Origin of the sequence: Saccharibacillus sp. CPCC 101409 (genome assembly GCF_030518235.1) — a bacterium.
Classification (GTDB): Bacteria; Bacillota; Bacilli; order Paenibacillales; family Paenibacillaceae; genus Saccharibacillus.
On record NZ_JAULSA010000010.1, the window covers coordinates 48,136 to 74,369 of the forward strand.

General features: G+C 56.6%; 17 protein-coding genes. 1 reads left to right on the forward strand and 16 read right to left on the reverse strand.

What is annotated here, in order from left to right; all coding sequences use genetic code 11:
- Positions 1 to 23 precede the first annotated feature (23 nt).
- From QWJ34_RS19130 to QWJ34_RS19160, 7 genes are all read right to left on the reverse strand, one after another.
- Complete coding sequence (locus QWJ34_RS19130) at positions 24 to 662, reverse strand: hypothetical protein (protein ID WP_302730302.1); 639 nt, start codon at positions 660 to 662, stop codon at positions 24 to 26.
- A gap of 154 nt (positions 663 to 816) precedes the next feature.
- Entirely contained in the window at positions 817 to 1,425 is a 609-nt protein-coding gene (locus QWJ34_RS19135) for a DUF4241 domain-containing protein (protein WP_302730303.1), read from the reverse strand.
- A gap of 270 nt (positions 1,426 to 1,695) precedes the next feature.
- On the reverse strand, positions 1,696 to 2,217 hold the full coding sequence (locus QWJ34_RS19140) for a MarR family transcriptional regulator (protein ID WP_302730305.1): 522 nt from the start codon (positions 2,215 to 2,217) through the stop codon (positions 1,696 to 1,698).
- A 189-nt stretch (positions 2,218 to 2,406) separates the two neighbouring features.
- On the reverse strand, positions 2,407 to 3,471 hold the full coding sequence (locus QWJ34_RS19145; protein WP_302730307.1) for a phosphotransferase: 1,065 nt from the start codon (positions 3,469 to 3,471) through the stop codon (positions 2,407 to 2,409).
- A 54-nt stretch (positions 3,472 to 3,525) separates the two neighbouring features.
- The gene (locus QWJ34_RS19150) at positions 3,526 to 3,891 is read right to left on the reverse strand and encodes a YhjD family protein (RefSeq protein ID WP_302730309.1); all 366 of its coding nucleotides are present in this window, start codon (positions 3,889 to 3,891) and stop codon (positions 3,526 to 3,528) included.
- Positions 3,892 to 3,924: 33 nt separating this feature from the next.
- Positions 3,925 to 4,266 (reverse strand): YolD-like family protein, encoded by a 342-nt coding sequence (locus tag QWJ34_RS19155; RefSeq protein ID WP_302730311.1) that lies wholly within the window; start codon positions 4,264 to 4,266, stop codon positions 3,925 to 3,927.
- On the reverse strand, positions 4,263 to 5,507 hold the full coding sequence (locus QWJ34_RS19160) for a DNA polymerase IV (RefSeq protein WP_302730313.1): 1,245 nt from the start codon (positions 5,505 to 5,507) through the stop codon (positions 4,263 to 4,265). Before QWJ34_RS19160 ends, QWJ34_RS19155 begins: the two co-directional genes overlap by 4 nt.
- Positions 5,508 to 5,790: 283 nt before the next feature.
- On the opposite strand from QWJ34_RS19160, the gene QWJ34_RS19165 reads away from it, so the two are divergent.
- Positions 5,791 to 6,591, forward strand: a complete 801-nt coding sequence (locus QWJ34_RS19165; RefSeq protein ID WP_302730315.1) for an SDR family oxidoreductase — start codon at positions 5,791 to 5,793, stop codon at positions 6,589 to 6,591.
- A gap of 183 nt (positions 6,592 to 6,774) precedes the next feature.
- On the opposite strand, the gene QWJ34_RS19170 is transcribed toward QWJ34_RS19165, so the two are convergent.
- The 9 genes from QWJ34_RS19170 to QWJ34_RS19210 all read right to left on the reverse strand — a co-directional run bounded on the left by QWJ34_RS19170 (position 6,775) and on the right by QWJ34_RS19210 (position 26,234).
- A complete protein-coding gene (locus QWJ34_RS19170; RefSeq protein ID WP_302730317.1) occupies positions 6,775 to 8,313 on the reverse strand; it encodes a methyl-accepting chemotaxis protein in 1,539 nt (512 codons plus the stop codon).
- Positions 8,314 to 8,560: 247 nt separating this feature from the next.
- Positions 8,561 to 9,811: a glycoside hydrolase family 88 protein gene (locus tag QWJ34_RS19175; protein ID WP_302730318.1), complete on the reverse strand. Its 1,251-nt coding sequence runs from the start codon at positions 9,809 to 9,811 to the stop codon at positions 8,561 to 8,563.
- A gap of 68 nt (positions 9,812 to 9,879) precedes the next feature.
- A complete protein-coding gene (locus QWJ34_RS19180; RefSeq protein WP_302730320.1) occupies positions 9,880 to 13,209 on the reverse strand; it encodes an alpha-mannosidase in 3,330 nt (1,109 codons plus the stop codon).
- A 367-nt stretch (positions 13,210 to 13,576) separates the two neighbouring features.
- Complete coding sequence (locus QWJ34_RS19185; protein WP_302730322.1) at positions 13,577 to 16,252, reverse strand: heparinase II/III domain-containing protein; 2,676 nt, start codon at positions 16,250 to 16,252, stop codon at positions 13,577 to 13,579.
- 102 nt (positions 16,253 to 16,354) lie between these two features.
- A complete protein-coding gene (locus QWJ34_RS19190) occupies positions 16,355 to 17,986 on the reverse strand; it encodes an extracellular solute-binding protein (protein WP_302730324.1) in 1,632 nt (543 codons plus the stop codon).
- A 56-nt stretch (positions 17,987 to 18,042) separates the two neighbouring features.
- Positions 18,043 to 18,918: a carbohydrate ABC transporter permease gene (locus QWJ34_RS19195; RefSeq protein ID WP_302730325.1), complete on the reverse strand. Its 876-nt coding sequence runs from the start codon at positions 18,916 to 18,918 to the stop codon at positions 18,043 to 18,045.
- A gap of 33 nt (positions 18,919 to 18,951) precedes the next feature.
- Positions 18,952 to 19,914 (reverse strand): ABC transporter permease, encoded by a 963-nt coding sequence (locus QWJ34_RS19200; protein WP_302730327.1) that lies wholly within the window; start codon positions 19,912 to 19,914, stop codon positions 18,952 to 18,954.
- Between the two features lie 1,058 nt (positions 19,915 to 20,972).
- Positions 20,973 to 21,242, reverse strand: coding sequence for a hypothetical protein (locus QWJ34_RS19205; RefSeq protein WP_302730328.1), 270 nt, complete (start codon positions 21,240 to 21,242; stop codon positions 20,973 to 20,975).
- Between the two features lie 9 nt (positions 21,243 to 21,251).
- The gene (locus QWJ34_RS19210; RefSeq protein ID WP_302730329.1) at positions 21,252 to 26,234 is read right to left on the reverse strand and encodes an RHS repeat-associated core domain-containing protein; all 4,983 of its coding nucleotides are present in this window, start codon (positions 26,232 to 26,234) and stop codon (positions 21,252 to 21,254) included.

Consider the following 26,234-nt stretch of genomic DNA (forward strand, 5'->3'; position numbering starts at 1 on the left):
CGCCCCGGTTCCCGCTTCAAGCTTTACGGTCTTCCGTTCCCCGCCGGAACGGACAGTTTCTCCAGCCGCTTCCCCAGCTCGCGGGGAAGCGGCTGTTTGCGCAGTTCGCTCAGCGCGGCTTCATCCGCGCCGTATGTATGCAAGTAACGTTCCAGCAGCTCCGCTTTGCCGGTTCGGCCCATCAGCGCATACGCCGCCCACCAGATCTCGGGACTGGCGATGCGCAGACCGCCCCAAACGCCTCCCGGCAGCGAAGGCAGACGGCAGATTCCTTTGTCTGCGCGAATCGCAAACTTCCCGATGATCTCCACTTCCGGCTCCGTGCCCGCGACCAGCAGCTTATAGCCCGTCGCATAGAAATCGCTCGGGCCGCCGGTGTCGATCAGCTCCAGGCCGGCAAGAGCCCGGCGAATCTCCGATTCGTCCGCTTCCGTGGTCAGGTCCCAGTCCCGGACCGAATCGGCCAAGCCGAGGCCGAGCAGCATGCCGCTTCCGCCGATCGTATAATCGACGCCGGCTCGTTCCAATCGTCCGGCGATTCCGCGCAGCGTTTCCAGTTTCCGCCGCATCTCCGGTCCGAAAACTTCCCGCAACGGCGCTTGCCGCTCTTCGCCGCCCGCCGGCTCCGCTTTCCGTCCGGTTTCTGTGGATTCATCCCCCATATTTCCCGCCCCTTTCGCGTCTCTTCCGCTTCGCCGCCAAGCGCGGCGCCGCGCTTTCATGCATTGTACCATGCGAATAAACGGGCGCAAGCCAAAAAGCGGAGAAAAGGATGTCTCCCTTCCTCCGCTTGCGGCCGGTCGGCTGTGGGCAAAATTACTCGACGACCTGAAAGTCCGTCAGCAGCGCGACGACATTGTCGTTCTCGTCGATGCCCCAGTAAGAAGCGTAAACGCCGTCGCCGTATCCCGAACGGAACATCACGACGTTCAAACCGCTTTCTTCGTCGGCCGTCAGGTTGCCCCATACGTCGTCGTGCTCTTCCAGCACATCCGCCACCAGATCGTCGTAAAGACTGATATATTCGTCGCCGAGTTCTTCCTGCAGACGCTGATCGAGCGCTTCCGTCGCGCGAATCGCGTCTTCGTCGGCAAAGCTGCCCAGTCCGGCATCCACCGGATACCCGAAGATTTCATCTTCTTTAAGCGAAGATTTGTCCTGGCCGGGACGGACGGCCAGCTCCCATCGCACCGGCCGGTTGTCGGAGAAGCGGAGCTCGGCTCCGGCAATCGCGCCCTGCTGCTCGCTGTGCCAGGCAAATACCGGATACGTGCCCGGCGCCACTTCGTATTCGAAAGCTTCGACAGGGTTGGCCAGCGGATCGCAGGCGACGATCCGTCCGGACACGATCTTTACCGGGTCCAGCGGCTGCGGACGCAGCGCGCCGCCCGAAGGTTCAAGCAGACGTTCCACTAATTTAGACATCGAATCTCTCCCTCTCTTGTTCGATATAGACGGCGTTTTTTTCCGCCAAAGCTTTGCCGCCGCAAAATAGGTAAACGCTTCAACAATTTATGTATACCCCGTTTCAAGCTTTTCCCAACTCCAACCAACTGCTCTTGACGCGAAATCCGAGCGCGGCATAGAACGCGGCCGCGTATTCGATCACCGGTCTTTCTACAATTATGACGCAAAAAAACCGACGCGCCAAGACGTTGTCCGTCCCGCGTATCGGTTTAAGTATCGAGCCGAGCGTTATCTCGCCTGCTCCAGCAGCGGTTCGTGCCGCTGGCGTTCGAATTCCGCGCCCGCGTGCCGAAGAAACTCGCCGACAAATGCAAGCTGCTCGCCGCTGTATCCGTCGAGGAAAGTACGGAAACTGGCCGCTTCGCTGGCGTGCAGCCGCTGATGCGTTTCGAATACATCGCGGCCTTCCGGCGTCAGGCGGTAGTAGATCTCTTTGCGGTTGTGCCGCATGCGTTCGCGCTTCACCAGACCTTCGCGCAGCAAACGCGCGCCGATCTTCGTAATGCCCGCCCGCGACAGCTCGACTTTCTCCGCAATGGTCGTTCCGTTGATCGGCTCGAAACGCCCGATGCAGTCGATCACGCGCACCACGGTCAGATTCCCGACGCGGCTGCCCGCTTCTTCGTCGCCGATCATCGCCCGAAGTCGGGACGGTTCGGTCTGTTTATGATTTTCATACCGGTGGAGAAAGTCCTTGATCTGCTCGTAGAGCTCCGCCGGTGCCGGTTGACGATACATACTGGTTTCCATGCCATCCGCTCCTCGCCGATAGAATTTAAAAGAATCGAAATCTTTTTACTGTGAACAATATATCCTAATTGAGAATGATAATCAACTAGATATTTTAAAAAATTTCGGTCCGCTCTGTTCAAAAAAGCGGCTAAAAACAACAAAAACCGGCTGTATAAGCCGGTTTTTTCATTCTCAATAAGCTTTTATTCAGTTAAAAAAATTTTTGATTTCACGTTCCCGATTCTCAATCGTTCTCAATTCCGCGCACAGCGGGCGGACGATCTTCAGCAGCGCGTCCGGACCTTCGACCCCCTCCAGGTAACGGGTCAAGAAGTGCAGAAATACATCCACTTTGCGCAGCCGCATCAGCAGCGGCAGCGCGGCGATCTCTTCGCCGGTCAGCGGCACGCTTTGCTGCCAGCCCAAACAAAACGAGCGCGCCGTCTCCGCCCATTCTTCGCCGGCTTCGGATGCATCGGGCTCCGGCAGAGCGGACAAAACGACCGCCGCTTCCATCGCCCGGACATCGTACGTGCAGAATTCAAAGTCGAGCAGCGCGGCGATCTCGCCGGGCGCCCCGCCGCCGACCAGCACGTTCGACGCGTTGAGATCGCCGTGCACCAGCTGATGCGGCAGACGGCGCAGCACTTCCAGTTCGCCGACGATTTCTCCGTAAGCGGCTGCAAGAATATTCAGTTCCGCCCGCGCTTCCGCCAGCTCGGCCGGCGGCCGGGCGCAGAACGCTTCCACCGCTTCCCGCGCGCACAGCGGATAAGCCGCTTCCAGTTCGTAATACGGCCGGTAAGCCGGTTTCAGCGGCAGCCGGATACGCGCAAGCGCGGCGCTCAATTCCCCCGCCGCTTCGCCCAGCCCCCGGAAGATCCGCGCGTCTTCGTCGCCGGGCCGCACGCCTTCGATATAACCGAACAAGCAGGCGTATCGTCCGTCGCTCAGCTCCGCGATATCCGCGCCGTCCGCCGTCTTGACCGGCACCGGCGTGCAAAAAGACAGCGGCAAGCCGGCGAGTTCCCGCAGCACCGCCTGTTCGAATTCGATCCGGCTGCGGTCGCGATGCGTCTCGTAAACCCGCAGCACATACCGCCGGCCTGCTCGCGCGACGAACCTTGTCGTATTGTTCCAGCCGCTGGCGCCGCGCTCCGTCGTCCCTTCGTAATCCGGCCAGAACAGCCGGACGGCCGCCGCCAGCTCCCGTTCCGGCTCCTTTTTATTCTCCGCTCCCATAGTGCCCGCTCCCGTCGTTTTTCTTCCCATTATACCGGCGGAACTCCGGCCCGACCAGACGCCGCGCCGGGCGGCGGTCGTCCGTCAATATCGTGCGGCGGGGCCGGCGCCCAGTCCCGCCTCCACCCGTTCTTCCACGTCGCATTTGACCCGGCTCCACATCAGGATCATCCGGTCCTGCCGCCCGCGGCAGATATACTCCGCGGTCATCCGGTCCTCCGTCCGGGTCTGCCGGGTAATCTTGATTCCGCGCATATGCAGCATCTGCCGCACATCGCGCATCTCGTGCCGCGCGTCTTCGCGCAGCCCTTCGAAGCGCCGGATCAGCGCCCCGCGCGTACGCAGCGGGCTGCTCTCGATCCGCTTCATATCGGCATCCAGCACCTTGATGACAAATGGCAGCTCCAGCATCGTACGGATCAGCACCATCTCTTCCTGCGTCGCTTTCATCGCCTCGCATCCTTTCGCCGCGCCAGGCCCCGCTCAGCGTTCCGCCGGCTCCGCCCCGATAATATCGCTATAGGCGATCCTGCGTACGCCTTGCGCGCTTCGCAGCTTCAATACGCCGCTCATCGGGCTGGCGTCGATTACGACTCCTTCGGCAAATTCGCCGCCGTATTCGCCGTGCAGCTTGAGCCGGACCGCGCGCCCGGCGGCAAGCGAGTGCTTGAGCGCTTCCGCGATATCTTCCAGCGCGTCCTGATGCAGCTCGGGACGAGGCGCACGGATACTCTCCCGGCTCTGCCGTTCGATCCGCGCGCGGTATTCGGGCAGCAGCATCCGGCTCGATTCCCACAATCCGTTTCCTTCCAGCTTCTTCGTCATTTGTAATGTCCTCCGATCTTCCCCGCCCGGTCTTTGGCGCGGCCGGCTTCCGTAAACGAGCTGCCCCTTACGATCGCGGTCTCGCCGAAACGGTCTTTGATCTCGTCCATGGCGGCGTCGATCGCCCGCTGCCGCTCGCGGCCTTCCAGATCCAGCAGCGACAGCTGATATACGTCCGCCCGCACCAGCCCCGACAGCGACAAACCGATCCGCTTGACCGGCAGACCGCTCCAGCCTTCCCGGAACAGCGTACGCGCCGCCGCGTGCAGCTCCGAGGTAATATCGCTGGGTTCCGGCAGCCGCATGCGGCGGCGAAAGCTTCCCGCGCGCCCGCTTTCGCCGCCGACGCCGAGCGAAAGCGTACCGCCCATACGCCGCATCCGCCTGGCCCGGCGGCCGATCTCCGTGCACAAATCCAGCAGCACGGTCTCGATCTCCCTCGCTCCCCGGTACGCCCGCGGCAGCGTAATCGTGGTGCCGACTTCTTTGGTTTCCCCGGCTGCCCAGGGCTGCACCGGCGAATCGTCCAGCCCGTTCGCCGTCCGCCACAGCACTTCCCCGTTGACGCCCCATTTGGCACGCAGCCGGCTCAGCGGCGTGCGGGCCAGATCGCCGATGGTCATAATGCGCAGCGCGTGCAGCTTGCGTTCCATTCGCCGCCCCACTCCCCACATCCGGCGGACGGGTTCGTTCCAGATCGCGCTCTCCAATTCTCGCGTATGTAAAGTAAAAATCCCGTCGTCCGTGCGCTTCGCCACCAGGTCGCACGCCAGCTTGGCCAGCACTTTGCTGCTCCCGATGCCGAACCGCGCGCGCACGCCGGTCTCGATCGCGATACGCTGCTGGACCAGCTTCGCCAGCTCTTCCGGCCCGCCGCCGTACAGATGCAGCGTGCCCGTAAAGTCCGCGAACATTTCGTCGATCGAATACGGCTCCACCAGATCGGTATACGCCTCCACGATGCCCGCGATCTGGGCGGACACCTCGATATACTCCGCCATACGCGGACGCACGGCCACCAGATCCGGGCATTTGGACAGCGCAATCGACAGGCGTTCTCCGGTACGAATATCATGCCTTTTGGCAATAGGGCAAGCCGCCAGAACCGCACTGGACGGCACCGACGGGTCCCCGGCCACTACGAGCGGCATATTACGATACTCCGGCCGCCGCGCTTTCTCGATCCCCGCGTAGAAACTTTCCATATCGATCAGCATAATCACGCGTTTGCGACCCGGCATCGTTTCTCCCTCCCGGCATTCGCATATTGGGAATCCGCCCGCGCGGTGCGCGGCGAGATTCTCTACTTGTATTATACACCGAACACGCGTTCTGTAAACGGTTTTTCTGTCCGGCTTGCATGATTAACGCCGCCGGCACGCGGGTAAATCGACTACGACTCCTTCAGCCGGGATTGAACCGGGATTGAACGCAAAGCCCGTGCTGATCGGTCGGGACATCCACGAAACCGGTACCTCGCCTTTAGCGCGGACAAGGTACCGGCAACTACGAGGAGGAATCGGCATGGCTATTTTTTCGAATAAAAAAACGATCTTTATTACCGGCGCGGGCAGCGGGCTCGGCAAAGGAACGGCGATCGGGCTCGCGCGGGCCGGACACAAAGTCATCGCGACCGTCGAAACGATCTCCCAGGTGCCGGAATTCCGCGAATACGCGAAATCCGAAGGACTGGATATCGAAGTATTCAAATTGGACGTGAACAATCCGCTCGACCGGGCGCAGGTGGAGGAACACGACTTCGATATTTTCGTCTCCAATGCCGGGATCGGTCAAACCGGACCGTTCGCGGAAGTTCCGCTGGATAATGTGCGTCAGGTGTTCGAAACCAACTTTTTCAGCGCCATCGAACTGGCCCAGATCGCGGCGCGCAAATTCGTCGCGAAAAAGAAAGGCAAAATCGTGTTTACCAGCTCGATCGCGGGCCTGAGCGTCAATCCGTTTCTCGGCCCGTACTGCGCGTCCAAGCATGCGCTCGAGGCGCTTGCGCAGGCGCTGCAGCAGGAGCTTGAAGACTACGGCGTACAGGTCGCGACAATCAATCCGGGACCGTTCAAGACCGGCTTCAACGATATGATGTTCGAGGAAAAAGAAAAATGGTACGACGAAAAAACCAACTTCACGAAGCGTTCCGATCTGGTCAAAGGCGAGAAAATGCTGGCGCAGCAGTTCGATCCGCAGGAGATGATCGACAAGATGGTCGAAGTCATTCCGCAGGACAAACACGCTTTCCGTACCGTCTGGCCGGAAGCTTCGGAGCAGCAGGTCAAAGAGTATCAGGAAAAAATGTGGAATCAGAAGATTTGACGGAGTTCGGCGCCGCGGTTTCAATTACCGGCTTCGAAGATCCGGGCCGGCGCAATCCGCGAACGGCGAACGTCAAAAAGGAAGGGAACCGGCTGCGGTTTTCCTTCCTTTTTTTGCGCTGCGCTTCGTTTGCCCGAAAGCGGCTGCTCGGCCCGGCGGCCGAAGGCTCGCCGTTCGCCGCTTTCAAGCCCGGAACCGCTCCTGCACTTCGCCCGACAACCGCTTCAATTCCTGAAGTTCTTCGTTGACGGCAAGGCTGGCTTCGACCTGCTCGCCCGCCGTATGCCCGAACGAGCGCAGCGCCTCCATCGTGCGGCCGGTGACGGACGAGACTTCGTGCATCTCGCCGGAGATCCGGCGCGTACGGTCCGTCATCTCATCCACGCGTCCGTTGATAACGTCCACGGCCCGGACAAGCTCGGCCGCGCTGCCGGCGGCTTCGTCCAGCAGGCGCACCGCTTCGTCCGCCTGGTTTAACCCGGCCTGCGCCAACTGCCGGCTGCCGGCCATCCGCTGCGCCGAACGCTGCGTTTCTCCCCGGATTCCGAGCAAAATGCGGTTCACGTCTTCCGCGCTGGCGCGGCTTTGTTCGGCCAACATGCGGATCTCGCCGGCCACGACCGCAAAGCCTTTGCCCTGCTCGCCCGCTCTGGCCGCTTCGATCGAAGCGTTCAGCGACAGCAAATTCGTCCGCTCCGCCACTTCGCGGATCGCCAGCAGCATCCGGTCGGCCTGCCGCGTCGATTCGTCCAGCCCGCCGATCGCTTCCGCCGTTTCTTCGACCGCTTCCGACAAAAGTTCCATGTCTTCGTGGAGCCGCCGCATTTCGCGGATCGCGTCCGGCAAAGCGGTGCGCGTACGGTCCGCATGGCGTACGGCTTCCCCGGACGCTTCGCGGGTTTCTTCGACGATTGCATAAATATCTTCCAGGTTCCGCCCCGCGCGGGCGACGGATTGCCGCTGCCCGTCCAGTTCGCGGGCCGCCGTCCCGAACGACGCCGTCATGTCGCGGCCCGATTCGCAGATCGCTTCGGAACGGCCGACGACGGCTTCAAACGTCCCGTCCAGACGGGCCGACATCCCCCGCAGCGTGTCGAACGCCGTTTCCAGTTCGAGCCGCTTCTGCTCGCGTTCGCGTTCGACCTCCTGCGCGAAGCGCTTTTTCGAAACGATCTGCCAGGTAACGGCTCCGCTTGTCAGCAGGAGAAACACCGCGTGCAGCAGCAGCATCGTAAATGTGTAATTCTCGCTGCCCAGATACAATTCCGTCATCCAGAACAGCGCGGCAACGTGGACAATCGCAAAGATCGCCGTCATAACCGCCACCAGCGTCACGCTTTCGTAGAAAACGAGGAACGCCACGACCATAAAAATCGAAAAGTGGAACTCCACATAGCCGCCTCCGCCCGCCGTGATCGAGATGCTGCCGAACGTCAGCGCAAGCGTATTGAGCAGCGGCACCGCCGGGTGAAGAGCATCGCGCGCGTGCAGAATCCAGGCCGCCGCAAGCAGCAGCGCCGGAATCGCAAGCAGCGCATTGAGCACAACCGGATGATCGGACGCGCCCGCGGACGCGTGATTCATCATGGACATGGCCATGCCCGAATCCCGCATCAGCCGGTCGAAGACGCCGAGTCCGCGGTTCAAGTAATGAATCAAAACGGACAACAAGAACGTCCCCGTTGTCAGATAAAGCATTAACCGATTTTGTTTGTCGCGCATGGCGAGCCTCCGTCGTCGAATAATATTTTGCATAACTTAATTGTGTAATCTATTATTCGACAGTTAGCGACAATAAATCAAGTTAATTTTGTCGAAATGCAGTATAAATTTTCCATATGTAACTCTGTACGTATGATTTGAATGGAGCAAGGCATCGCTGTTTATCTCAAAAAAAGCCCGCGCAGGCCGCGTCCAACCGGACGTTTGCCCAGCATGGGCTTGACGGAAAGAACTTCGAGCGGCCGGATCAGGGTGTCCACTCCGGCTTCAACACGCGCACCAGCGCTTCGAAATAGTAGTAGTCGCCCCAGATCGTGCACTCGTCGATACCGATGCCGCGGGGCTTGTTATAGACGCCGTGCTTGAGTACGCCGTTCGATTGCGGCAGGTCGCGCGTCGTGTACCCGGCGTCCAGCGCCAGCAGGATATCGAGCGCCTGACGGCGCGCCGCCGCCCGGCCCGGATCGCCGCCCGGCAGCTGCCGCGACAGCTCCAGCAGGCCGCAGGCGGCAATCGCCGAAGCCGACGAATCGCGCTCCTGTTCGTTTCCCTGCACGAACACGAGATCCCAGTACACAACGCCGTCGCCGGGCGTGCGCTCTTCGAAATAATCGCCCAGCGTCCGGACCACATCGAGCAGTTTGGCATCGCCGGTGCCCAGATAGCTCAGCATAAACCCGTAAATGCCCCAGGCCTGTCCGCGAGACCAGCAGGAATCGTCGGCGTACCCCTGATGCGTGGTGCCGTACTTCGGCGCTCCGCTGTTCGCGTCCATGTAATACGTATGATACGTCGTCCGGTCCGGACGGACCAGGTAATGGGCCGACTGCCGGACGTGGCTGAGGGCGCAGTCCGCATAACGCGGATCGCCCGACTGTTCGCCCGCCCAATGCAGCAGCGGCAGATTCATCAGGCAGTCGATAATCATCCGTCCCCGCTCGGCCGGATCGTTCAGATCGCCCCAGGCCTGAATAATGCCCGCCTGCGGCAGATAGCGGGAAATCAGCAGCTCCGCGGCTTTCAGCCCCGTATCCCGCGCTTTGGGATTGCCGGTGATCCGGAATTCGTTTACGGCCGACAAAGTGTACAAAAAGCCCAGATCGTGCGTATTCGTCCCGAGCCGCTCGTCGATCCGCCGCGTATAATCGGGAAGCTGGCTTTCCGCGGCCCGGCGGTACTTGGCTTCTCCGGTCAGTTCGTACGCCAGCCACAGCATACCGGTCCAAAAGCCCGACGTCCATTCGAAATTGGCGATCGCCGGATAGACGTGGTTCGTGCTCGACGGAGCCGGGTAGGACGACGGGCCGAAAAGGTCCAGTCCCCGGTCGATCTGCCGCAGCACATAATCGGCGGCGCGGGCGAAAGGCACCGTGTCCGGGTTTTCAGCCGGATGTTCGCCGCCGACCGTTTCCGCTCTTCCTCCGTCCGCTTCACGCCCGGTGTCCCGAGCCGTTTCCTTTTCCGCTGCCGAAGTCGTTTGCGGCCTGTGTTTATCCATCGCTGTTCCCTCCTTCTGTCTGCTGCCGGTCTTGCGCCGCCGCTTCCGCGCGCCGTAGGCGGCTCCGTTTACATGCGGCCCGCGAAATGCACCCGGTACGTGCGGATTTCGAACGGTTTGATCGCGCAGCTCCATTCTCCTTCGCCGCTTTCCCCGATCGGACGCTCCATCAGGTCGGTTTCCCGCCAGCGTTCGATATTCAGGCACGACGAGAAACGAATTTCCCCGCTTCGGCCTTCGCACTCGTGCACGCGCACGATAAAGCCGTCGCCGTCTTCCGCGCGTTTGATCGCGTCGACCGCTACATGCGGCGCGGACACACTCAGCAGCGACTGCCCGTCCAGCCCGGCTTCTCCCGTCCACGCGATCGGCGGGCTGTTGAGGTTCCACGCTTCCGCCGCCGTACCGCCTTCGGTCCAGTCGCCGGAATGCGGCAGCAGCGCGTACGTAAATTCGTGCAGCCCCAGATCCGCGCCCGGGTCGGGATACTCCGCGGACTTGATCAGGCTCAGCCGCAGCGTATGGTCTTTCACGTCGTAGCCGTATTTGCAGTCGTTCAGCAGACTGACGCCGTAGCCGCGCTCGGACAAATCCGCCCATTGATGCCCCACCGTTTCGAAGCGCGCGTAATCCCAGCTCGTATTCCAGTGGGTAGGCCGCTTGACGCTGCCGAACTGGATGTCGTACGTCGCTTCCGTCGCCCGCACATCGACCGGGAACGCCGCTTTGAGCAGCTGCCGCCGTTCGCGCCAATCGATGCTCGTGACGAAGTCGATCCGGCGGCTGCGTTTGTACACCCGCACTTCCTGCCGGATCAGCGAATCGCCGTACGCCCACTCCAGTTCGACCGAGGCGCGCAGCGGACCGTTTTCCGTCAGCCGCAGACTGCGCAGATCTTCGACCGTCCGCGTCTTCTCCGTATAAAAAAGATCGATATTCCAGGCGTCGAACTGGATCGGCTTGTCTTCGAACACCTGGAGCACGTTGCCGGATTCGCCCGGGGCCAGCACTTCGCGCCGATGTTCCCGGTCGTGCAGACGACGCAGCCGCCCCTGTTCGTCCCACTCGATCTCGTAAAAAGGCGTGGTCAGCTTGTTGGGTTCCCAGACGAAGATCTGCCGCTTGCCGCTGCCGCCCGCCTGCGGACCGCCGTTCGATCGGCCGGCGCTCGGCGCAGAACGGTTCTCGCCCGCCGCCGGCTCGAACGACAGCTTCGCAAAGCCGAGCGCCGGAATCACTCCCGCGTCGACCAGCCAGCCGGAATCAGTTGGCTGCGCGTCAAGCGCTTCGCCCGAAGCGCCGCGCCAGATTCCGTTTGGACGGCGCGGCTGCCCGGCCGTATTCCAAGCGCGGCTTTCCGCCGCCGTCGCGGAGACGTCCGGCGCATCCGCATCCGGCGAAGCGTCAGGATCGAAACCGGGGATTTCAACGATGCCCGTACCGGCCCGGGACGAGTCGTTAAACAGCGTATAGGTTTGTACCGCCGTTTTTCCGCCTGTACCGCCCGATTCCATTGCCCCGCCGCCGAGCGAAAAAGCATCCAGAATCGCCGGTCCCGCTTCGCCGAGCAGCCGTTGCGCTTGCGCATACTCCTCGCGCGCGTCCTCGTACACTTCCGCGATCGACGAGCCGGGGATAATATCGTGAAACTGATTGCGCAGCGCGATCTTCCATACTTCGCGAAGCGCTGCGGCCGCCTTCTCCCCGTCAAATCCTTGCAGGACCTCGGCCGCCGCGGCCATCATTTCCGTACGCCGCAGCGTCAATTCCAGTTTGCGGTTCGCTTTTTTGATCCAGGCCTGACTGGTGTAAGTGCCCCGGTGGTTCTCCAGGTACAGCTCGCCGTCCCAGGTATGCACGTAAGCGTCCGTTTCCTTCACCGTGCGCTCCAGCCGTTCGAAATACTCGTCGGCGCGGCCGGTGACGGTCTTCGGCAGCCCGGGCATCCGCTCCAGTCTGCGCCGCATCTCCAGCATGTCCCGGTTGACCCCGCCGCCTCCGTCCCCGAAGCCGTAGCAGAGCAGCAGCTCGCGGTTCATCGGTTTGTCGCGGTACTGGTCCCAGATGCCCTGCACCGTTTCCGGGACGATATAGCCGTTGTAGGTATAATACTTCTCCTGCGGAAACTCGATCTCGGGCGTGGTGATAAAATGCGTCAGGATCTCCGAGCCGTCGATGCCTTTCCAGATAAAGCTGTCGTGCGGCATCCGGTTGTACTGGCTCCAGCTGATCTTGGTCGTCATAAAGGAGGTAATGCCGGACCTGCGCAGAATCTGCGGCAGCGCCCAGCTGTAGCCGAACACGTCGGGCAGCCACAGATAGCGGTTCTCGATGCCGAATTCTTCGCGAAAAAAAGCCGTCCCGTACAGAATCTGCCGCACCAGCGATTCGCCGGAAGTCAGGTTGCAGTCCGCTTCGAGCCACATCGCCCCGCCCGCTTCCCAGCGGCCTTCGGCTACCCGTTCTTTGATGCGCGCGTACAGTTCGGGATAATCGCGTTTGACGTAGTCGTACAGCTGGGGCTGCGTCTGGAGAAACAGATAGTCCGGGTAATGCTCCATCAGCTCCAGCACGGTGGAAAAAGACCTCGCCGCTTTCTCCCGCGTATGCCGCAGCCGCCACAGCCAGGCCACGTCGATATGCGTATGGCCGACGCAGCGGACGGTAACGGGATCGGCCGCTTCGGGATAATCGGCGCGCAAAGCGTCGAGGCTGCCGCTCAGCCGCTCCAGCGCCTGCTCCGCGGAAGCGTAAAAGCCGTCCGAGCCCGGACGCGACCAGTCCAGCAGGTTCAGCGCCCGGTTGAGCGCGGCCAGCAGCCCGTGCCGCTCGGGCCGGTTGTCGGCCAGCCCGAGCGCCGTTTCCAGCGCGGCGCGGGCGGTGTAGTACAAATCGTCGGCCGCGAGATGGAGCAGCGCGATCTCCGCCTGCGCCAGCACATGCTCCTGCGGCGTTATCGGGCCGCCGCCTTCAAGGCCCGACCACAGCCGGAAGCGCAGCTCGGCGCGTCGGCCGGCGAAGTCGTCCAGAAAGACTTCGCGATGGTTGGAGTCGACGCCCTGGCGCGGGGCGCCGTCGATAAACAGCAGCGACTCGAAGCCGCGGCTGCTGCCGTGATGCGTCCGGCCGAAGTCGAACAGGCCGACGAGCTTATGGCCGGCCGGCGCCTGCGGCAGATCGGCCGACAGGCGCAGCCACAGATAGCGGTCGCGGCCGACCCAGCGGCCGCCGATGCGCAGGGTCGTCCAGCCCGCCGCGTCGCCTTGCGGCGGAGCAGCCCCGATCTCTCCGTCCTCGTCCTCGCGGACGCCGAGTTCGTCGAAGTGCAGCAGCGGCCGGTGCCGCAGCGCCGCAAGTTCGATCAGGCGCGCCTCAAGCTTTGCTTCCGTCATAAACATGACGCGAACCTCCTTATGGTATTGAAGAATGTAGCGCCCCTGATAAGCGGGCAGCCGGTTGCCCGGTTGCGTCTATTGGAAAAAGTTGACGTTTGGTCAACAAATGACCCGTCAATCGCCGGCGACCGGTAGAATGTTGACTTTTCGACCACATTTCAGCCGAAAAATCCGTCGAAATTCGTTTTCGGCCGCAAAATGTTGACGCCGCGTCAGCATTTTGCGAAATCGCCGGGATCTATGGGCAAAATGTTGACTTTACGACCGCATTTGCTGCAATTCTGTGCGCGATGCGCCGGAGAATCATGCTGCTGCGGGATCTTGGCGGCCTTGATGAAAGCCGGCCTTACGATCCTGCCGCCCCGCAGCTTTACAGCCGCGTCCCGCCCCCGCTCCGGCTGAACTCCAGCTTGAAGCCGGACTGTCCCGCTTCCATCCGGCGCTTCCACAAGCCGGAGTCGGGATCGTGCAGCAGGCCCTGCTTGCGGGCCTCGATCAAGCTTTCGCCGGGGAACTCGTCGAAGCGGCGTTCGCGCGCATTCGGCTTCGTCCGCGCATCGCCAGGCCGCGTTTCTTCCGGCCGCGCCGGATCGGGCGCGAAATAGCACCAGGCCGGCGCGGACAGCGCCGCGCGGCATTCCAAACCGGCGCGGTAATCCAAGACCGCGTCCGCTTTGAGCAGCGAGCTGAACAGGCAGCGGCCGTCCAGCTTCAGATAGCTGCCGTTGTGCACGCTCGCGCGGACCAGGACCCGGTCCGCGTCGTAAGACAGCGTGCACAGAAACGCGTCCGTTTCCAAGCCGCCGAAGGAAACGCCGCTGTTCTCGTGCATGATGCGGCCGTCGGCCCGCGTATTGCACAGAATGTCGGTGTATCCGCCGCCGGCTTCGCGCAGGCGGAGGGCCAGAACCGGGCCGCCCGCGCTTTCGGCTCCCGCCGCGGGCGCGCCGCTGCTCGCATTTCCCGCTCCGCGAGCTTCGCCGTCCGCGCCGCTTCTTCCGTGCATTCCGCCCGCTTCACCCGACCCGCCGCCTCCGCGCGAAGCCGCAAACTCCGCTTCGCCCAGCCGCTCCGCGCCGAATTCGCGCTGCCGCTCGCCCGGCAGCAGAAACACGCTGACGAACTTGATCCGTCCGTCCGCCGAATCCGCGCGGACTTTGACATAGTCCGCACGGGTAAATTCGTCTTCCATCCCCGTATTCCGGTGATGGCCGCCCAGATAGCCGGACCCGCGCGCGTATTCACGCTCCCGCGGATACGGATGCAGCACGTTCATCGTCCGCCCTTCGCTGCGGACCGCGATATACGGTTCGCCTCCGCAAGCGGCCGGATTCCCGGCCCCGCCTCCGGCGTCCGCTTTATCCGGCGGAGCGCTTCTCCCGCTGTTTGCTTCCGGTCCGTCCGCCTGCCCGTCCACGATTTCAAACGTCTCCGGCACATGCAGCAGCCACTCGAACGTCCCGCCCGCTTCGCCCTGGAGATCGTCGATCAGCACGATCGCGCCGTCCAGACACAGAAAATGCCGGTAGAACCGCCGGTACAATCCGGCATACGGACCGGTACAGTCCGCCAGCAGGTATTTGCAGCCCGGCGCGTCCAGATGCTGCGCGATACGACCGGGAAACTTGGTTCCTTCTTCGATCAGCTCGAACGGCTGCCCATGTCCGTTCAGCAGCACGACGTTATGCGCTTCGGAGCGGCGGTAGTATTCGTTGTACAGCGGCTTGGAATACGCGCAGTGGCCCGAATCGTCGGCAAAAACAATTCCGTCGTGCGCCAGAATAAACGTCCCGGCATCCAGATGATTATGGTTCCAGCTTTCGCCCGTTTTGACCGCAAGGACAGTGTTCGCGCCGCGGATTTCTCCGACTGCTCCGTTCGATTCTTCTGTCTTTTTAGCCTGGTCCATCCCTTCGTCTCCGCTGTTCCACCGCACAAACCCGTACCCCGAGTGCTCCAGCACTTTAATCCCTTCCCGCTGGCTTTCTTCCAGCGGCTTCGGCGACAATCCTTCGGGATAAAAAGCGAATTCCGGCGCGTCCGACGGATCGCCTTTGATCGAAGCGAACAGATTCAGCAGCTCGCCGCGCTTCAGTTCGCCGGCCAGGCGCAGCCAGACGTAATTGTGCAGCAGCCGGTCGCCGTCGTCGCCGAAGTGGAATGTACGGACTTCGCCGCTCCGCAGATAGACCGTTTCCAGATATACATCCGGTATCCGCTCCAGCACCGGCAGCCGCCGCAGCGAGTCGTCGCCGCTTTTTGCCCGGTACGCCGATTCGAACGCCAGGAAGTTGCCGAGCGCGTAATCCAGATAACCCATCGTCTCGACATAATCGCCGTCAGAGCCGAAGTTGGGCTGTTTGTTTTGCAGCACATTGCCCGGATAATCGAACCATTCCCGAATTCCTTCGACGATCGCGTGCAGCGCGCTTTCCGCATGAGGAACCCGGCAGCCGATCGACAGCAGCACCAGGCCGGCTCCCGCCACGCAGACGATCCACCAGTTGTGGCCCATCGTGTCGAGCGCGTGAATCTTTTTCGCCGGATGCAGCCAGTCTTCGTACAGCGGCAGATAAGCTTTGCGGTACAGCGCTTCTTCGATCTCTGCGCGTTCTTTTTCGCTGCACGTTTCCCGCACCGAATCGTAAGCCGCCGCCAGGAACACGCCGATATCCGCCGTCCACAGATCCGCCTGCCGCCCGCCGCCGCTCTGGTAGACCCACCGCTCTTCCTCGCCCAGCAGCCGGATCAGCGTTTTGACCCGCCGCGCCGCTTCCTGGCTGCCCGTCATTCGGGCGTAAAACGCCAGATTCTGCGCTTCTTTCGCCAGATCGCGCACTTCGTTGCCGAGCGTAAACCGCTTGCTTCCGCCAAACTTCAGCCAGCGATCCCGCAGATGCGCGATCCGCTCGCCCGCTTCCCGCAGCCAATCTTCGCTCCGCGTTTGCATCCGCGCCGAGAACGCGTCCCAGCCGCGCCGCACGGAAGGGTTCGTATCGATCAGCCGCCAGACGCGTTCCAGCGTTTCTTCGTCGTATATCGTCATAAGTCTCCTCCCATCAAGCGGCTTCGGAGCGGCGTGCCGTCCGAAGCCGTGAGTGTTCGGTATGAGATTGGGCTGCCCGTTATCCGCTATGGACCCGGACTTTTACTCGAACTTCATCGTGTACAGCTGGTCCATAAAGATCCACGAATCCTTGTTGTCCTGATACCACTGTTTGTACCAGTCTTCGAGCGCCTGTCCGCCGGAACCGTACCACGACTTCTGCACGTCCGCCACGCCCTGCTCGACCGTGTAGGAATCGCCGCTGACCACCGTTTTCGCCATCGTGTCGTTCATATTGTTCCATCCGTCGTTGAAAGTCGTGGTCATCGCTTTATCGAGCGAAGGACGGAACTTGGCGTGCGTGAAGCCCGGATGCGGATGCTCGGGATCGAGATACAGCTTCTCCATGTCTTTCGCGATCGCGATCCATTCTTTGTCGACCGGATCGGTCGAATCGAGCGGACGTCCGTCGATATCGTTCTCTTCCAGCTGATAGGTCGGCATGAACATCCGGTAATCATTCATATAGCCCATCTGCGTTTCGTTTTTGTCGGCGTCGATGATTTCGTGCTTGCCGTCCGCGGTTTTCTTGTAGTTCTCGCCTTCGATGCCGTAGGCCAGCGTTTCGACCGTCGACGGCGATACGATAAAGTCGATATACTTTATGACCGCTTCCGGATTCTTGGCGTTGGCGTTGACCGCGCCCGTCATTTGCAGCGACGGATTGAAGTCGGGGCCGAAGCGGCCGAATTCCGATTCCGGGAACGCCATCGCCGTGATTTTCGCGTTCGGGTCGGTGTTTTTGAGCGTATCGAAGTTTTTGCTGATGACCGATTCGTACGCCAGATAAATGCCCAATTTGCCGCTGGCGAAGTCCTGCTCGGCTTTCTGGCCGTTTTTATCCGACAGGAAATCTTTGTCCACCACACCGTTCTCGAACAGCTTTTTCTTAAAATCGTACGCCGGCTTGATCCGGTCGAACTGGCGGATCAGCTGGCCGTCTTCGATAATGAACATCTCGTTCTGGAACATGGCGTCGACGTAGTAGGAAGCGAACTGGCTCAGGTTGATGCCGTACGTATCTTTGACGCCGTTGCCGTCCGGGTCCTGGTTGGCGAACGCGTCGGCCACGGTATACAGCTCGTCGATCGTTTGCGGGACTTGAAGTCCGAGCTTGTCGAGCCAGTCCTGCCGGATCACCATCGCGCCGAGCACCGCCGGTTTGCTCACCTGGCCGATCTCGTACAGCTTGCCGTCCGGCTTGGTGCCGAGCGTCTTGAGCGCCGGAATCTTCTCCAGCAGCGCTTTGTACTCCGTGCTGTGCTGCTCGATCAGGTCGTCCAGCGGCAGCAGCTGCTTCTGCGCCCAGAGCGAGTTCAGGAAGTCCGTATCGTATTCCAGCACGAGGTCCGGCGCGTCGCCCGAAGCGAACAGCATGCTGTATTTCTGCTGCGACTCGTTGCGGGGAATCGGGACGTATTTGACGCCGACCGGCCCGTTTTCGTTGATCCATTTGGTCCAGCGGTTGTCCGCGTACGTGCCTTCTTCCTTCGGAATCTGGCCGCGGTCGTAGATGGAAACGGTGATCGTATCGGCCTTTTTGCCGTCTCCGCTCTGCGCGCCTTCTTTCTCGCTCGTGCCGCAGCCGCTCATTCCGACCGCAAGCACCGTGGACAGCGCCGTGACCGCCGCAATTCCGCTTGCCGTTTTTTTGCTCCAATTCCGTTTGCTCATCCTTTAACCCCTCCGCTCTTTTTATGGTGAAACAACCGTACTTCGACTTCCGCCGATCAGCCTTTGACCGAACCGATCAGCATGCCTTTGACGAAATATTTTTGCAGAAACGGATACACGACCAGCATGGGCAGAATCATGACGATAATCCCGGCGGAACGGATCGACTCGGGCGTCAGCTTGCGGAACGCGTCCGGGTCGAGCTGGGCCAGCTCCGCCAGCAGCGACTGGCTCTGGATCATATTCTGCACGAGCACCGACAGATTGAAGCGCTCCGGGTCGTTGATATAGATCAATACGTTGAAAAAAGAGTTCCAATGCGCCACGCCGTAAAATAGTGCGATGGTCGCGATCACCGGCACGGACAGCGGAATCACGATCTGCAAAATGATGCGCCACTCCCCGCTGCCGTCGATTCTCGCCGCGTCTTCCAGCTCTTCCGGGATATTTTCGAAAAAAGATTTCAGCACCAGCAGATTGTATACGCTTACGAGTCCCGGAAGCCACAGCGAACCGTAGTTGCCGACCAGTCCGAGCGACTTCGCCAGCAGGTAGTTCGGGATCAGCCCCGCGGTGAACAGCATCGTGAATACGATCGCAAGCGTCAGAAAGCGCCGGGCGTAGAAATGTTTGCGCGACAGCGGATAAGCGGCCAGGATCGTAAACAGCATATTGAGCGCCGTGCCCACAAGCGTAATCACCACACTGTTGCGAAACGCGCCGACGATATTCGTGTCTTCGATCAGCTTGCCGTACGCCGTCCAGGTAAAGTCCCGCGGCCACAGCCCGACTTTGCCGAGCGTGATCGCTTCGTTGCCGCTGAGCGACAGCGCCACGATATGGATAATCGGCAGCAGACAGCTCAGCGCGGCCAGCGCGAGGATGAAGTAATTGACGCCGTAGAAGACTTTTTCGCCGTTTGTCGGTTTCATGCCTGTTCTCCTCCTTTCATGCTGCGCGCTCCTTTACCACAGTCCGCGGCCGGAACGGCGCGCGATCGCGTTCACGATCAGCACGAGCGTCAGCCCGATCAGCGATTCGAACAATCCCATCGCCGTCGCGTAGCTGAACTGTCCCGAACCGAGGCCGACTTTGAAGTTCCAGGTGCTGATGACTTCCGCCACATTGATGACAACCGAATTCTGGAGTACGTACACCTGGTCGAAGCCCACGTCCATCACGTTGCCGATGCTCAGGATAAACATCAGGATCACGGTCGGCATCAGGCTCGGCAGCGTGATATGACGAATCTGCTTCCATTTGTTCGCTCCGTCCATGCCCGCCGCTTCGTACAAACTCGGATCGATCGACGTCAGCGCGGCCAGATAGATGATCGCGGACCAGCCGGCTCCTTTCCAGATGCCCGACGCGACGAAGATCGAGATCCACGAACCTTCTTTGAACAGAAACGGATACGTGCTGCCGGTCAGGCGCTCCAGCATATTGTTGACGAAGCCGGTCTCGATCGAGAACAGCATCAGCACCAGCCCGCCCACGATGACCCAGTTGAGGAAGTGGGGAAGATACAGCAGCGTCTGCGTCCAGCGTTTGAACCACGACCGCCGCACTTCGTTCAGCAGGATCGCCAGGATAATAGGAAAAGGAAAACCGACGAACACGCTCAACGTGCTCAGTACGAGCGTATTGCGGATAATGCCCAGCGTGCCGGGATTCTGGAACAGATAGCGGTAGTTGTCGAAGCCCACCCACGGACTGTGCAGAATGCCGTCGGCGAAGTTGTAATCCTTGAACGCGATCACGAAGCCGAACATCGGCACGTACTTGAACAAGATAAAGAACACGGCGATCGGCAAAAACATAATCAACAGCGGCTTGTTCATATTCCAGCGTCTTCGTTTGCCCAGAGCGCTGCGTTCCCTGATGCGAGTCTCGCGATCTTTTTTCGCTTCCATTTCCAGGCTGCCCATCGCTTCACCTCCGGTTGCTTGAGATTCGGTATATCCAATGAAGATTCGACAAGAAGGAAGCGCTTTCCGTTTTGGAGTTCGTTCACGGGCATGTGTGGAAGAACAAAGTCGGGTGAGCCGTGTGCAGGATGTCGATTACGGAAAGCGCGATCCTGCGCTGCTCCATCACTGTAAACGAGGAGCGGCGATTCCCGCAATTGTCAGGTTTCGAGGCGGTAACGATTTTTGCGATTGGGGGTGTTAGAAGGCGTGAAAAAGCGAAAACCCGCGCAGCGGCGCGGGTTCACGTTTTTTGACGGGGTTGCGATTTTTGTGGTGGGAGTAGAAAAGAGCAGCCGGAATCGGAACCGGAACAGGTACCTTACTCCTTTTTGTTCATTTAAATACCTATAAAAGCGGAGAAGTCGGCATGCAAGATCTCTTGAAGCAGCGCCAGCGTAAATAGCAAAACAAATGAAATCCCTATGTATTTTAATATTTTGCCACAAACGGCCGTCAAAGAAAGATGCTCTTCCGCCAAAGCATAAATCCCGTTTCCGGCTACCAGCATAAAACAAAAAGCGACGACTTTGACGGGGATGAGGTAATACCAGTACGGAATACCGGTTCCCCATAACGAAATGAGCACGCCGATCAGGTAAGTCGTTCCGTAGTATTTAAGCAGTTTACGGGTGATAGGTATCCCTGCTTTCTTCAGATTATTCTCGATAGAACCGGATTCCCCGAGCGATGAAACCGGTTTGCATAAGATTATCCATATTCTGTATAGAATTGCTCTCGCTTTCTTGAAAACTGAATAATAGATCCGTCAAAAGTTCAAGATCCCCTGGACGGTTTTGAAAAATCCTATTGATAGAATAAGTCGACATTTCTTGCTCATTTGGTTGAACTCTACTCCTTTTATTCTAAATAAAAATAAATTTTAAATTTCCGCTTATAATCAAGTAGGTAGAAGGATGTAGATTAAAGAAGAGACTGTTCCAGTTATAACCTTTTGGAACAATCTCTCTGATGCATTCTAGATAAATAAAGTTCGTTTAAATCTTCTTGAAATTTGTTTATTTCTTTTTGTAATCTCTCGGAGTGATATCTTCCTTATTCATATTCCACCAAAATCTATCCTTACTATAAATTTGATATGCCCAAAATTCAGCAGTTTCATGGTAAACAATATCATCATCATCTGTAAGAACGTTACGACTCCAAAAGGCGTTAATACGTCCAACTGCCTCTTCTTTAGAGATCTTAAAAATATTTTGCATTTCTTCCGCAATCCATTCACAATATTCTTGCGATTTTTCATTTACCGGAAAATAAAACTTAATCATATTAACCTCCTAATCGTAATATCGTACACCAACGTACCCTCTTAAAAATTCTGCAGCTAGGGCTGGATTATGAATGCTTAATTGGTCTCCGCTAAGCTGATACAAAGTTTTAGGCGTCGGAACAGGTTTTTTCCCTCCTTTACCATCTGATACCTTTGTTAAAGGATTGAGCAAGTAGCGCCCTGAAACGAAATCATAATTATGTTTCATTCCTCTACGGCTGTCATAAATAAAGTCCGCTGTTTCACTAACTGATTTCAAGAATAACCCATTATACTTATTGAAAGCTTCTTTATCTATCGCAAATACTATGATAGCTCCTTCCCCATCAAATTTATTCTCCACCCACCTCTCAGCTTGTCCAGGATTCCTAGTCACATAAAATCCTTGTCCAAAATCCACATTTTTTCTTCCCGCTTCAAGATTTATTCCGTCTAATATAGAATCTACGCTATCAACAGCCGTAGCATGATAAAAAAAGACTTTGTTGTTGTTTTTTTTATTTCTCATTGCTTTATTGGTTATATACGAAGTAGCGGCAAGTGAAAATCCTTTAAAAAGAGCATCTTCTAGTTTTTTGATTCCGGGTACAGTGTTGGTCCAGCCAATAATGCCACCGCCACCGCCGCCACCGCCAGAGGGAGCCATTTCCTGTTTATGTCCACTGGGATCATTATGAGTCAGCGGATTCCCCTGCACATAAGCATACAAATTCAAGGTCCCAGGCTGCGCCTTCTCACCTTCATACGTATCTTCATTAATAAATCGCCCGATATTCGGATCATACCATCTCGCCCGAAGATATTGAAGTCCCGTTTCGCCATCCCAATACTCGCCCGAGTAGCGCAGCACGTTATCGGTGGTTTCTTCCTCGATAATCGGATTTCCCCATACATCGTACGTATACTGATTCAGCGTCTTACCTGCTGCGTCTTTAATCTCCGTAATATCTCCATGAGCATTGGTCCAATAGGTTTGCAACTCGTTCTCTCCTGGAATCTGACGCGCTTTGATCTGTCCGTTTGCGTCATAGACATAACCCACAGTAATCGTGACGCTGCCACCGGCATCCACTGTTCCTTCCGCCACAAGCAGTGAACGATCGTCATAATAATAGCGAGTTTTCTTCCCGTCTTCTCCGGTACGTTCGGTCATCAGACCGTCACCGTTATAGCGGTAGCTTACATTTCCGGTTTCTGTTTTTACATTCGTCAGACGATCACGAGCATCATACGTATAATTCGCTTCGCTGAAATCCGGTTCGCGTTCGGATGTCATTTCGCTGCGGTTGCCGCGCGGATCGTAAGCATAAGATTCGTTGAACAAACTGGAAGCCTTCAAACGGTTCAACGCATCGTAACCGAATGTGTGGGTTTCGCCATTGTCCGTTTTCGATACGATATTACGATTATTGTCGTAGCTGTATGCATAGCTTCCGAATATCGTACCGTTGTCGCTTTGTTTCATACCAGCCAGATTTAGTCCATCATAGCTGTACGTCTGAACAAGACCGCTGCCGCTTGAAATATCAGATAAGGTATTGTTTTGTCGATAGCTGTAGGTATAACTACCAAGCTTGGCTCCATTTCCACTTTCCGCTGACATTGTGCTTAGCGTAGACGTATTAACGTTATAGCTTTGCTGCAATTTAAGTTGAAAGCTTCCGGAGTTAAATGTCTGAGCACTTCGTAATCCACGCACTTCATAATCCATTTTCAGACTTGATCCATCTGGATAAGTTGTGCTTGCCAACTCACCAACAGCTGTATATTCATAGCCTGTAGTGCCAGTCCCGTCTGTCATCTTTGTGCGTCTTCCAGCAGCATCATAGACATAACTTATTGTTCCATCAACAGCATTATCACTAATCAGGAATCCTCGTGTGTTATAAAAGTAAAGACGCTTTTTTCCATTACGATCCGTGTAACCAGTAAGATTATCTGCGCTATCGTATTCAAATGTCTCTACTTGTCCCAATGGGTCAGTCTGACGCATCAAGCGACCGGTTTCGTCATACTGGTACTTCATTTGCTTTCCATCGGCATAAGTCAGCAGCGTATTATTCCCAAACAAATCATAAGTATAAGTTGTTTTTTGTCCAAGCGCATCAGTCACAGCCGTTAAGAGACCGAGTGTGTCGTAAGCATAGTTCGTCGCGTTCCCGTTAGCATCTGTCGATCTTGTCAGGTTCCCGGCGGTATCGTAAGCCGACGTTCCAATTTTTACATTTCCAGAGCTCTTTAGCTCTTCAATAAGAGTCGGCTGATCCAAAGCGTCATAGGTTGTGCGAATTTTATTGCCTACTGCGTCGGTCGTTGTAATCGTTTTATTCGCATCGTCATAGGCGTACTCTGTTCTTGCGCCTCTGACAATTTGTTCATCTAAGCGCCCTAGTTTATTGAAGTAATAGAGATCGAAACTTCCGTTGTAATCAAGTTTGGTTCTCAAATTCCCGTAGGAATCGTAATGATAGTTCACCGATCCTCTAGCATTGGTTTCACGGTCAAGCTGTCCAAAAGGTGTAAAGTGATTTTGCACTTTACGACCTGTAGGATCTGTAATCGTAATTTGATTGATGGTATCTTCATAGACTGCTTTAGTCTGAGTTCCGTCTGCGTACGTTTCTGTCAACGGACGGCCAAGCCCGTCGTAAGTATAAGCAGTCTTACTACCATTGCCATCCGTGAATGAAGTCATTTGGGCATTATAAAAATCGTAAGTCGCCCGGACTGTTTTAGTTTGACGCGTACCGTCTGCTTTTGTTGTCTGTACAGTCTGTGAAGTAAGTTGAAAACCATTGTATGCACCGAATTCCTGCTGTACGATGGTATCTTTGCTCTCGCCTTTAAGCACAATCTGAGTTGCATTTCCATTGACATCGTACGTGTAATTTGTTTTTTGAAGCAGTTTTCCAGCTTTATTGTTAGAAGTTGAGCTCAGCAGATGACCGTACCCATCAGAACCGTATATAGAAGTTGTGATAACTTGATCCGAGTTACCGACATCTACAGTTGTTTTGATTGGAGCTGTAAGGTAGCCGCCATGAATCAACGGAATTTCTTCATACTGATAGGTTGAAGTTAATCCTCTGGCGTCCGTGATCGAGCCGACTAATCCCCATTGGTTAAAGCTCTGGCGAGTCGTTTGAGTCGTAATCAAACCGGATTTACCCAGACTGGAAATACTCGAAGAAGTAGGTTCAGGATTTCCCAATGATTCGTTATATGTGTACGTACTGATTAATTGAGGTGTTGTCTTATCAGATGGAGTAGTGACTGTTCTCATCAAATAGAAAGAGTCCGGTCTACGATCATTCCAATGTCTGCGTGTATAAGAGTAGACCGTTTTATAAGGCCCGTCCACTACAGGTACAGTAAATGAAGAAGAGCTGTAACCGTAGGGTCCCATATAATTACCGTTTAGCTCAAGCTTGGTTTCCCGGCTTTCTTTCATACCGTCTGAACTATATACATTCTTTCGTTCCGTATATCGAATGTTCATTTCAACCGAACCTGGTCCGATATCCGTATATCCCATATTGGTTGTATAGTAGGTCATCGCTTTAGTCGGATGTTCAATGCTTGACAGGTACATCCAATCCTGGTAACCCCAATAAGTATACTGATTGGTACCTGTATAATTCCTATACTCTGGGATGAGGTTGAAAGGAAGCATTTGAGATACACCGTAAGTGTAACGTGTCGAACGGCCAGCCGGATCAACGACTTCCGTCAACGTCTCTTTTTGCTTGCCATTCATGGAAGTCTTACTTTTTTTATACGTAACCTGCTTAGTACCAATAGAAGCGAGAATACTTGTATTGCCGGTATAACTGAGATACAAAGTATTATACTGGCGGCCGTCCGCTGTGGATGTTTCGACTTGCTGAAGATGCTTGTCGTTATATCCATTGATATAGCTATAGGAAAAGCGGATTTTATTCCCCGATTGATCTCGCATTTCGACCAAATTGCCTTCAGTATTAAAAAATTGAATTGTTCCATCCTGATAATTACTCAGCTGATAAATGATTGTGTCATTAATATCCGGCGGAGAATAATAAACTTGTTGAAGCTTGTAGTAGTTGTAAGGAAACCCTTCCATACCGCTTTGGCTGTCTCGAGAAATCTTGAAAGTACCTAACCCAGCGATTTGCATAAATGGACTGCCGGGCTGATCGACGACAACACGTGAAAGATTCCAGGACCATCCTTTACCGAGCGCAGAATATCGATCTACGTAAGAGTCTTGAATATCGTTAATATAATTGTTCACATACAGCTGTCTTACATAAATATCATCCTTGCCGGCAGAACTGTTGTATACTCGCGTCAATGGAAAATCAAAGCCGTTGGGTCCGGGTAATACAAGGTCTGTCTGACTAATGCTAAGCGACCCGTCTACTGATGAAATTTGCCCATCCTGGCCTCCAAGGCTATACGGGGCTTGATCGTATTTTAAAGCCTTGCGTTCAAGAGCAACCTTATCGTAACTATTGCTTGACTGCGCAGCAATCGAAGATTGAGCTTTGGATTTATTCGATTTAGCTGGATGATTTTTACGATATGCTTTTACTTTCTCTGCTTCTTTCTCTTGAAGCTCCTGAGACGTGACTTCTCGGCCTGGGTACTGCTCCTTCATATAAGCTTCGTAATCTTTACCGGACTGCTTTTGCAGAAGTCCCTGATAGATAACATGCAGATCGTAGCCTTTGGCCACTTCTTCCGCGATCCAGCTGCTATTTACACTGAATCGCTTTGCTACAGAGCTAATTGTAATAAGATTTTCTTCAGGTATTGAAGTTTGCAGTTCATCCGTATCCGCCCGGTCCTGGATCATTTGATCGAGATCGGGATTTGCAGCCTCTACGGAAGTTTCCGCTGCAGCCGTCGACGTTCCGATAAACGAGAAATTGGCCGGCAGCAGCGAAGTAAACAGGGCTACAATAAGCAAAACAGCTATATAAGGGCGAAATGTTGTTTTACGTTTCAT

Bases quoted from the DNA above. Each gene is read 5' to 3' on its own strand.
- QWJ34_RS19165 (WP_302730315.1), top strand. From the start codon at position 5,791: ATGGCTATTTTTTCGAATAAAAAAACGATCTTTATTACCGGCGCGGGC.
- QWJ34_RS19160 (WP_302730313.1), bottom strand. From the start codon at position 5,507: ATGCCGGGTCGCAAACGCGTGATTATGCTGATCGATATGGAAAGTTTC.
- QWJ34_RS19175 (WP_302730318.1), bottom strand. From the start codon at position 9,811: ATGGATAAACACAGGCCGCAAACGACTTCGGCAGCGGAAAAGGAAACG.
- QWJ34_RS19140 (WP_302730305.1), bottom strand. From the start codon at position 2,217: ATGGAAACCAGTATGTATCGTCAACCGGCACCGGCGGAGCTCTACGAG.
- QWJ34_RS19200 (WP_302730327.1), bottom strand. From the start codon at position 19,914: ATGGGCAGCCTGGAAATGGAAGCGAAAAAAGATCGCGAGACTCGCATC.
- QWJ34_RS19210 (WP_302730329.1), bottom strand. From the start codon at position 26,234: ATGAAACGTAAAACAACATTTCGCCCTTATATAGCTGTTTTGCTTATT.
- QWJ34_RS19195 (WP_302730325.1), bottom strand. From the start codon at position 18,918: ATGAAACCGACAAACGGCGAAAAAGTCTTCTACGGCGTCAATTACTTC.
- QWJ34_RS19190 (WP_302730324.1), bottom strand. From the start codon at position 17,986: ATGAGCAAACGGAATTGGAGCAAAAAAACGGCAAGCGGAATTGCGGCG.
- QWJ34_RS19130 (WP_302730302.1), bottom strand. From the start codon at position 662: ATGGGGGATGAATCCACAGAAACCGGACGGAAAGCGGAGCCGGCGGGC.
- QWJ34_RS19155 (WP_302730311.1), bottom strand. From the start codon at position 4,266: ATGACGAAGAAGCTGGAAGGAAACGGATTGTGGGAATCGAGCCGGATG.
- QWJ34_RS19135 (WP_302730303.1), bottom strand. From the start codon at position 1,425: ATGTCTAAATTAGTGGAACGTCTGCTTGAACCTTCGGGCGGCGCGCTG.
- QWJ34_RS19150 (WP_302730309.1), bottom strand. From the start codon at position 3,891: ATGAAAGCGACGCAGGAAGAGATGGTGCTGATCCGTACGATGCTGGAG.
- QWJ34_RS19145 (WP_302730307.1), bottom strand. From the start codon at position 3,471: ATGGGAAGAAAAACGACGGGAGCGGGCACTATGGGAGCGGAGAATAAA.
- QWJ34_RS19170 (WP_302730317.1), bottom strand. From the start codon at position 8,313: ATGCGCGACAAACAAAATCGGTTAATGCTTTATCTGACAACGGGGACG.
- QWJ34_RS19205 (WP_302730328.1), bottom strand. From the start codon at position 21,242: ATGATTAAGTTTTATTTTCCGGTAAATGAAAAATCGCAAGAATATTGT.
- QWJ34_RS19180 (WP_302730320.1), bottom strand. From the start codon at position 13,209: ATGTTTATGACGGAAGCAAAGCTTGAGGCGCGCCTGATCGAACTTGCG.
- QWJ34_RS19185 (WP_302730322.1), bottom strand. From the start codon at position 16,252: ATGACGATATACGACGAAGAAACGCTGGAACGCGTCTGGCGGCTGATC.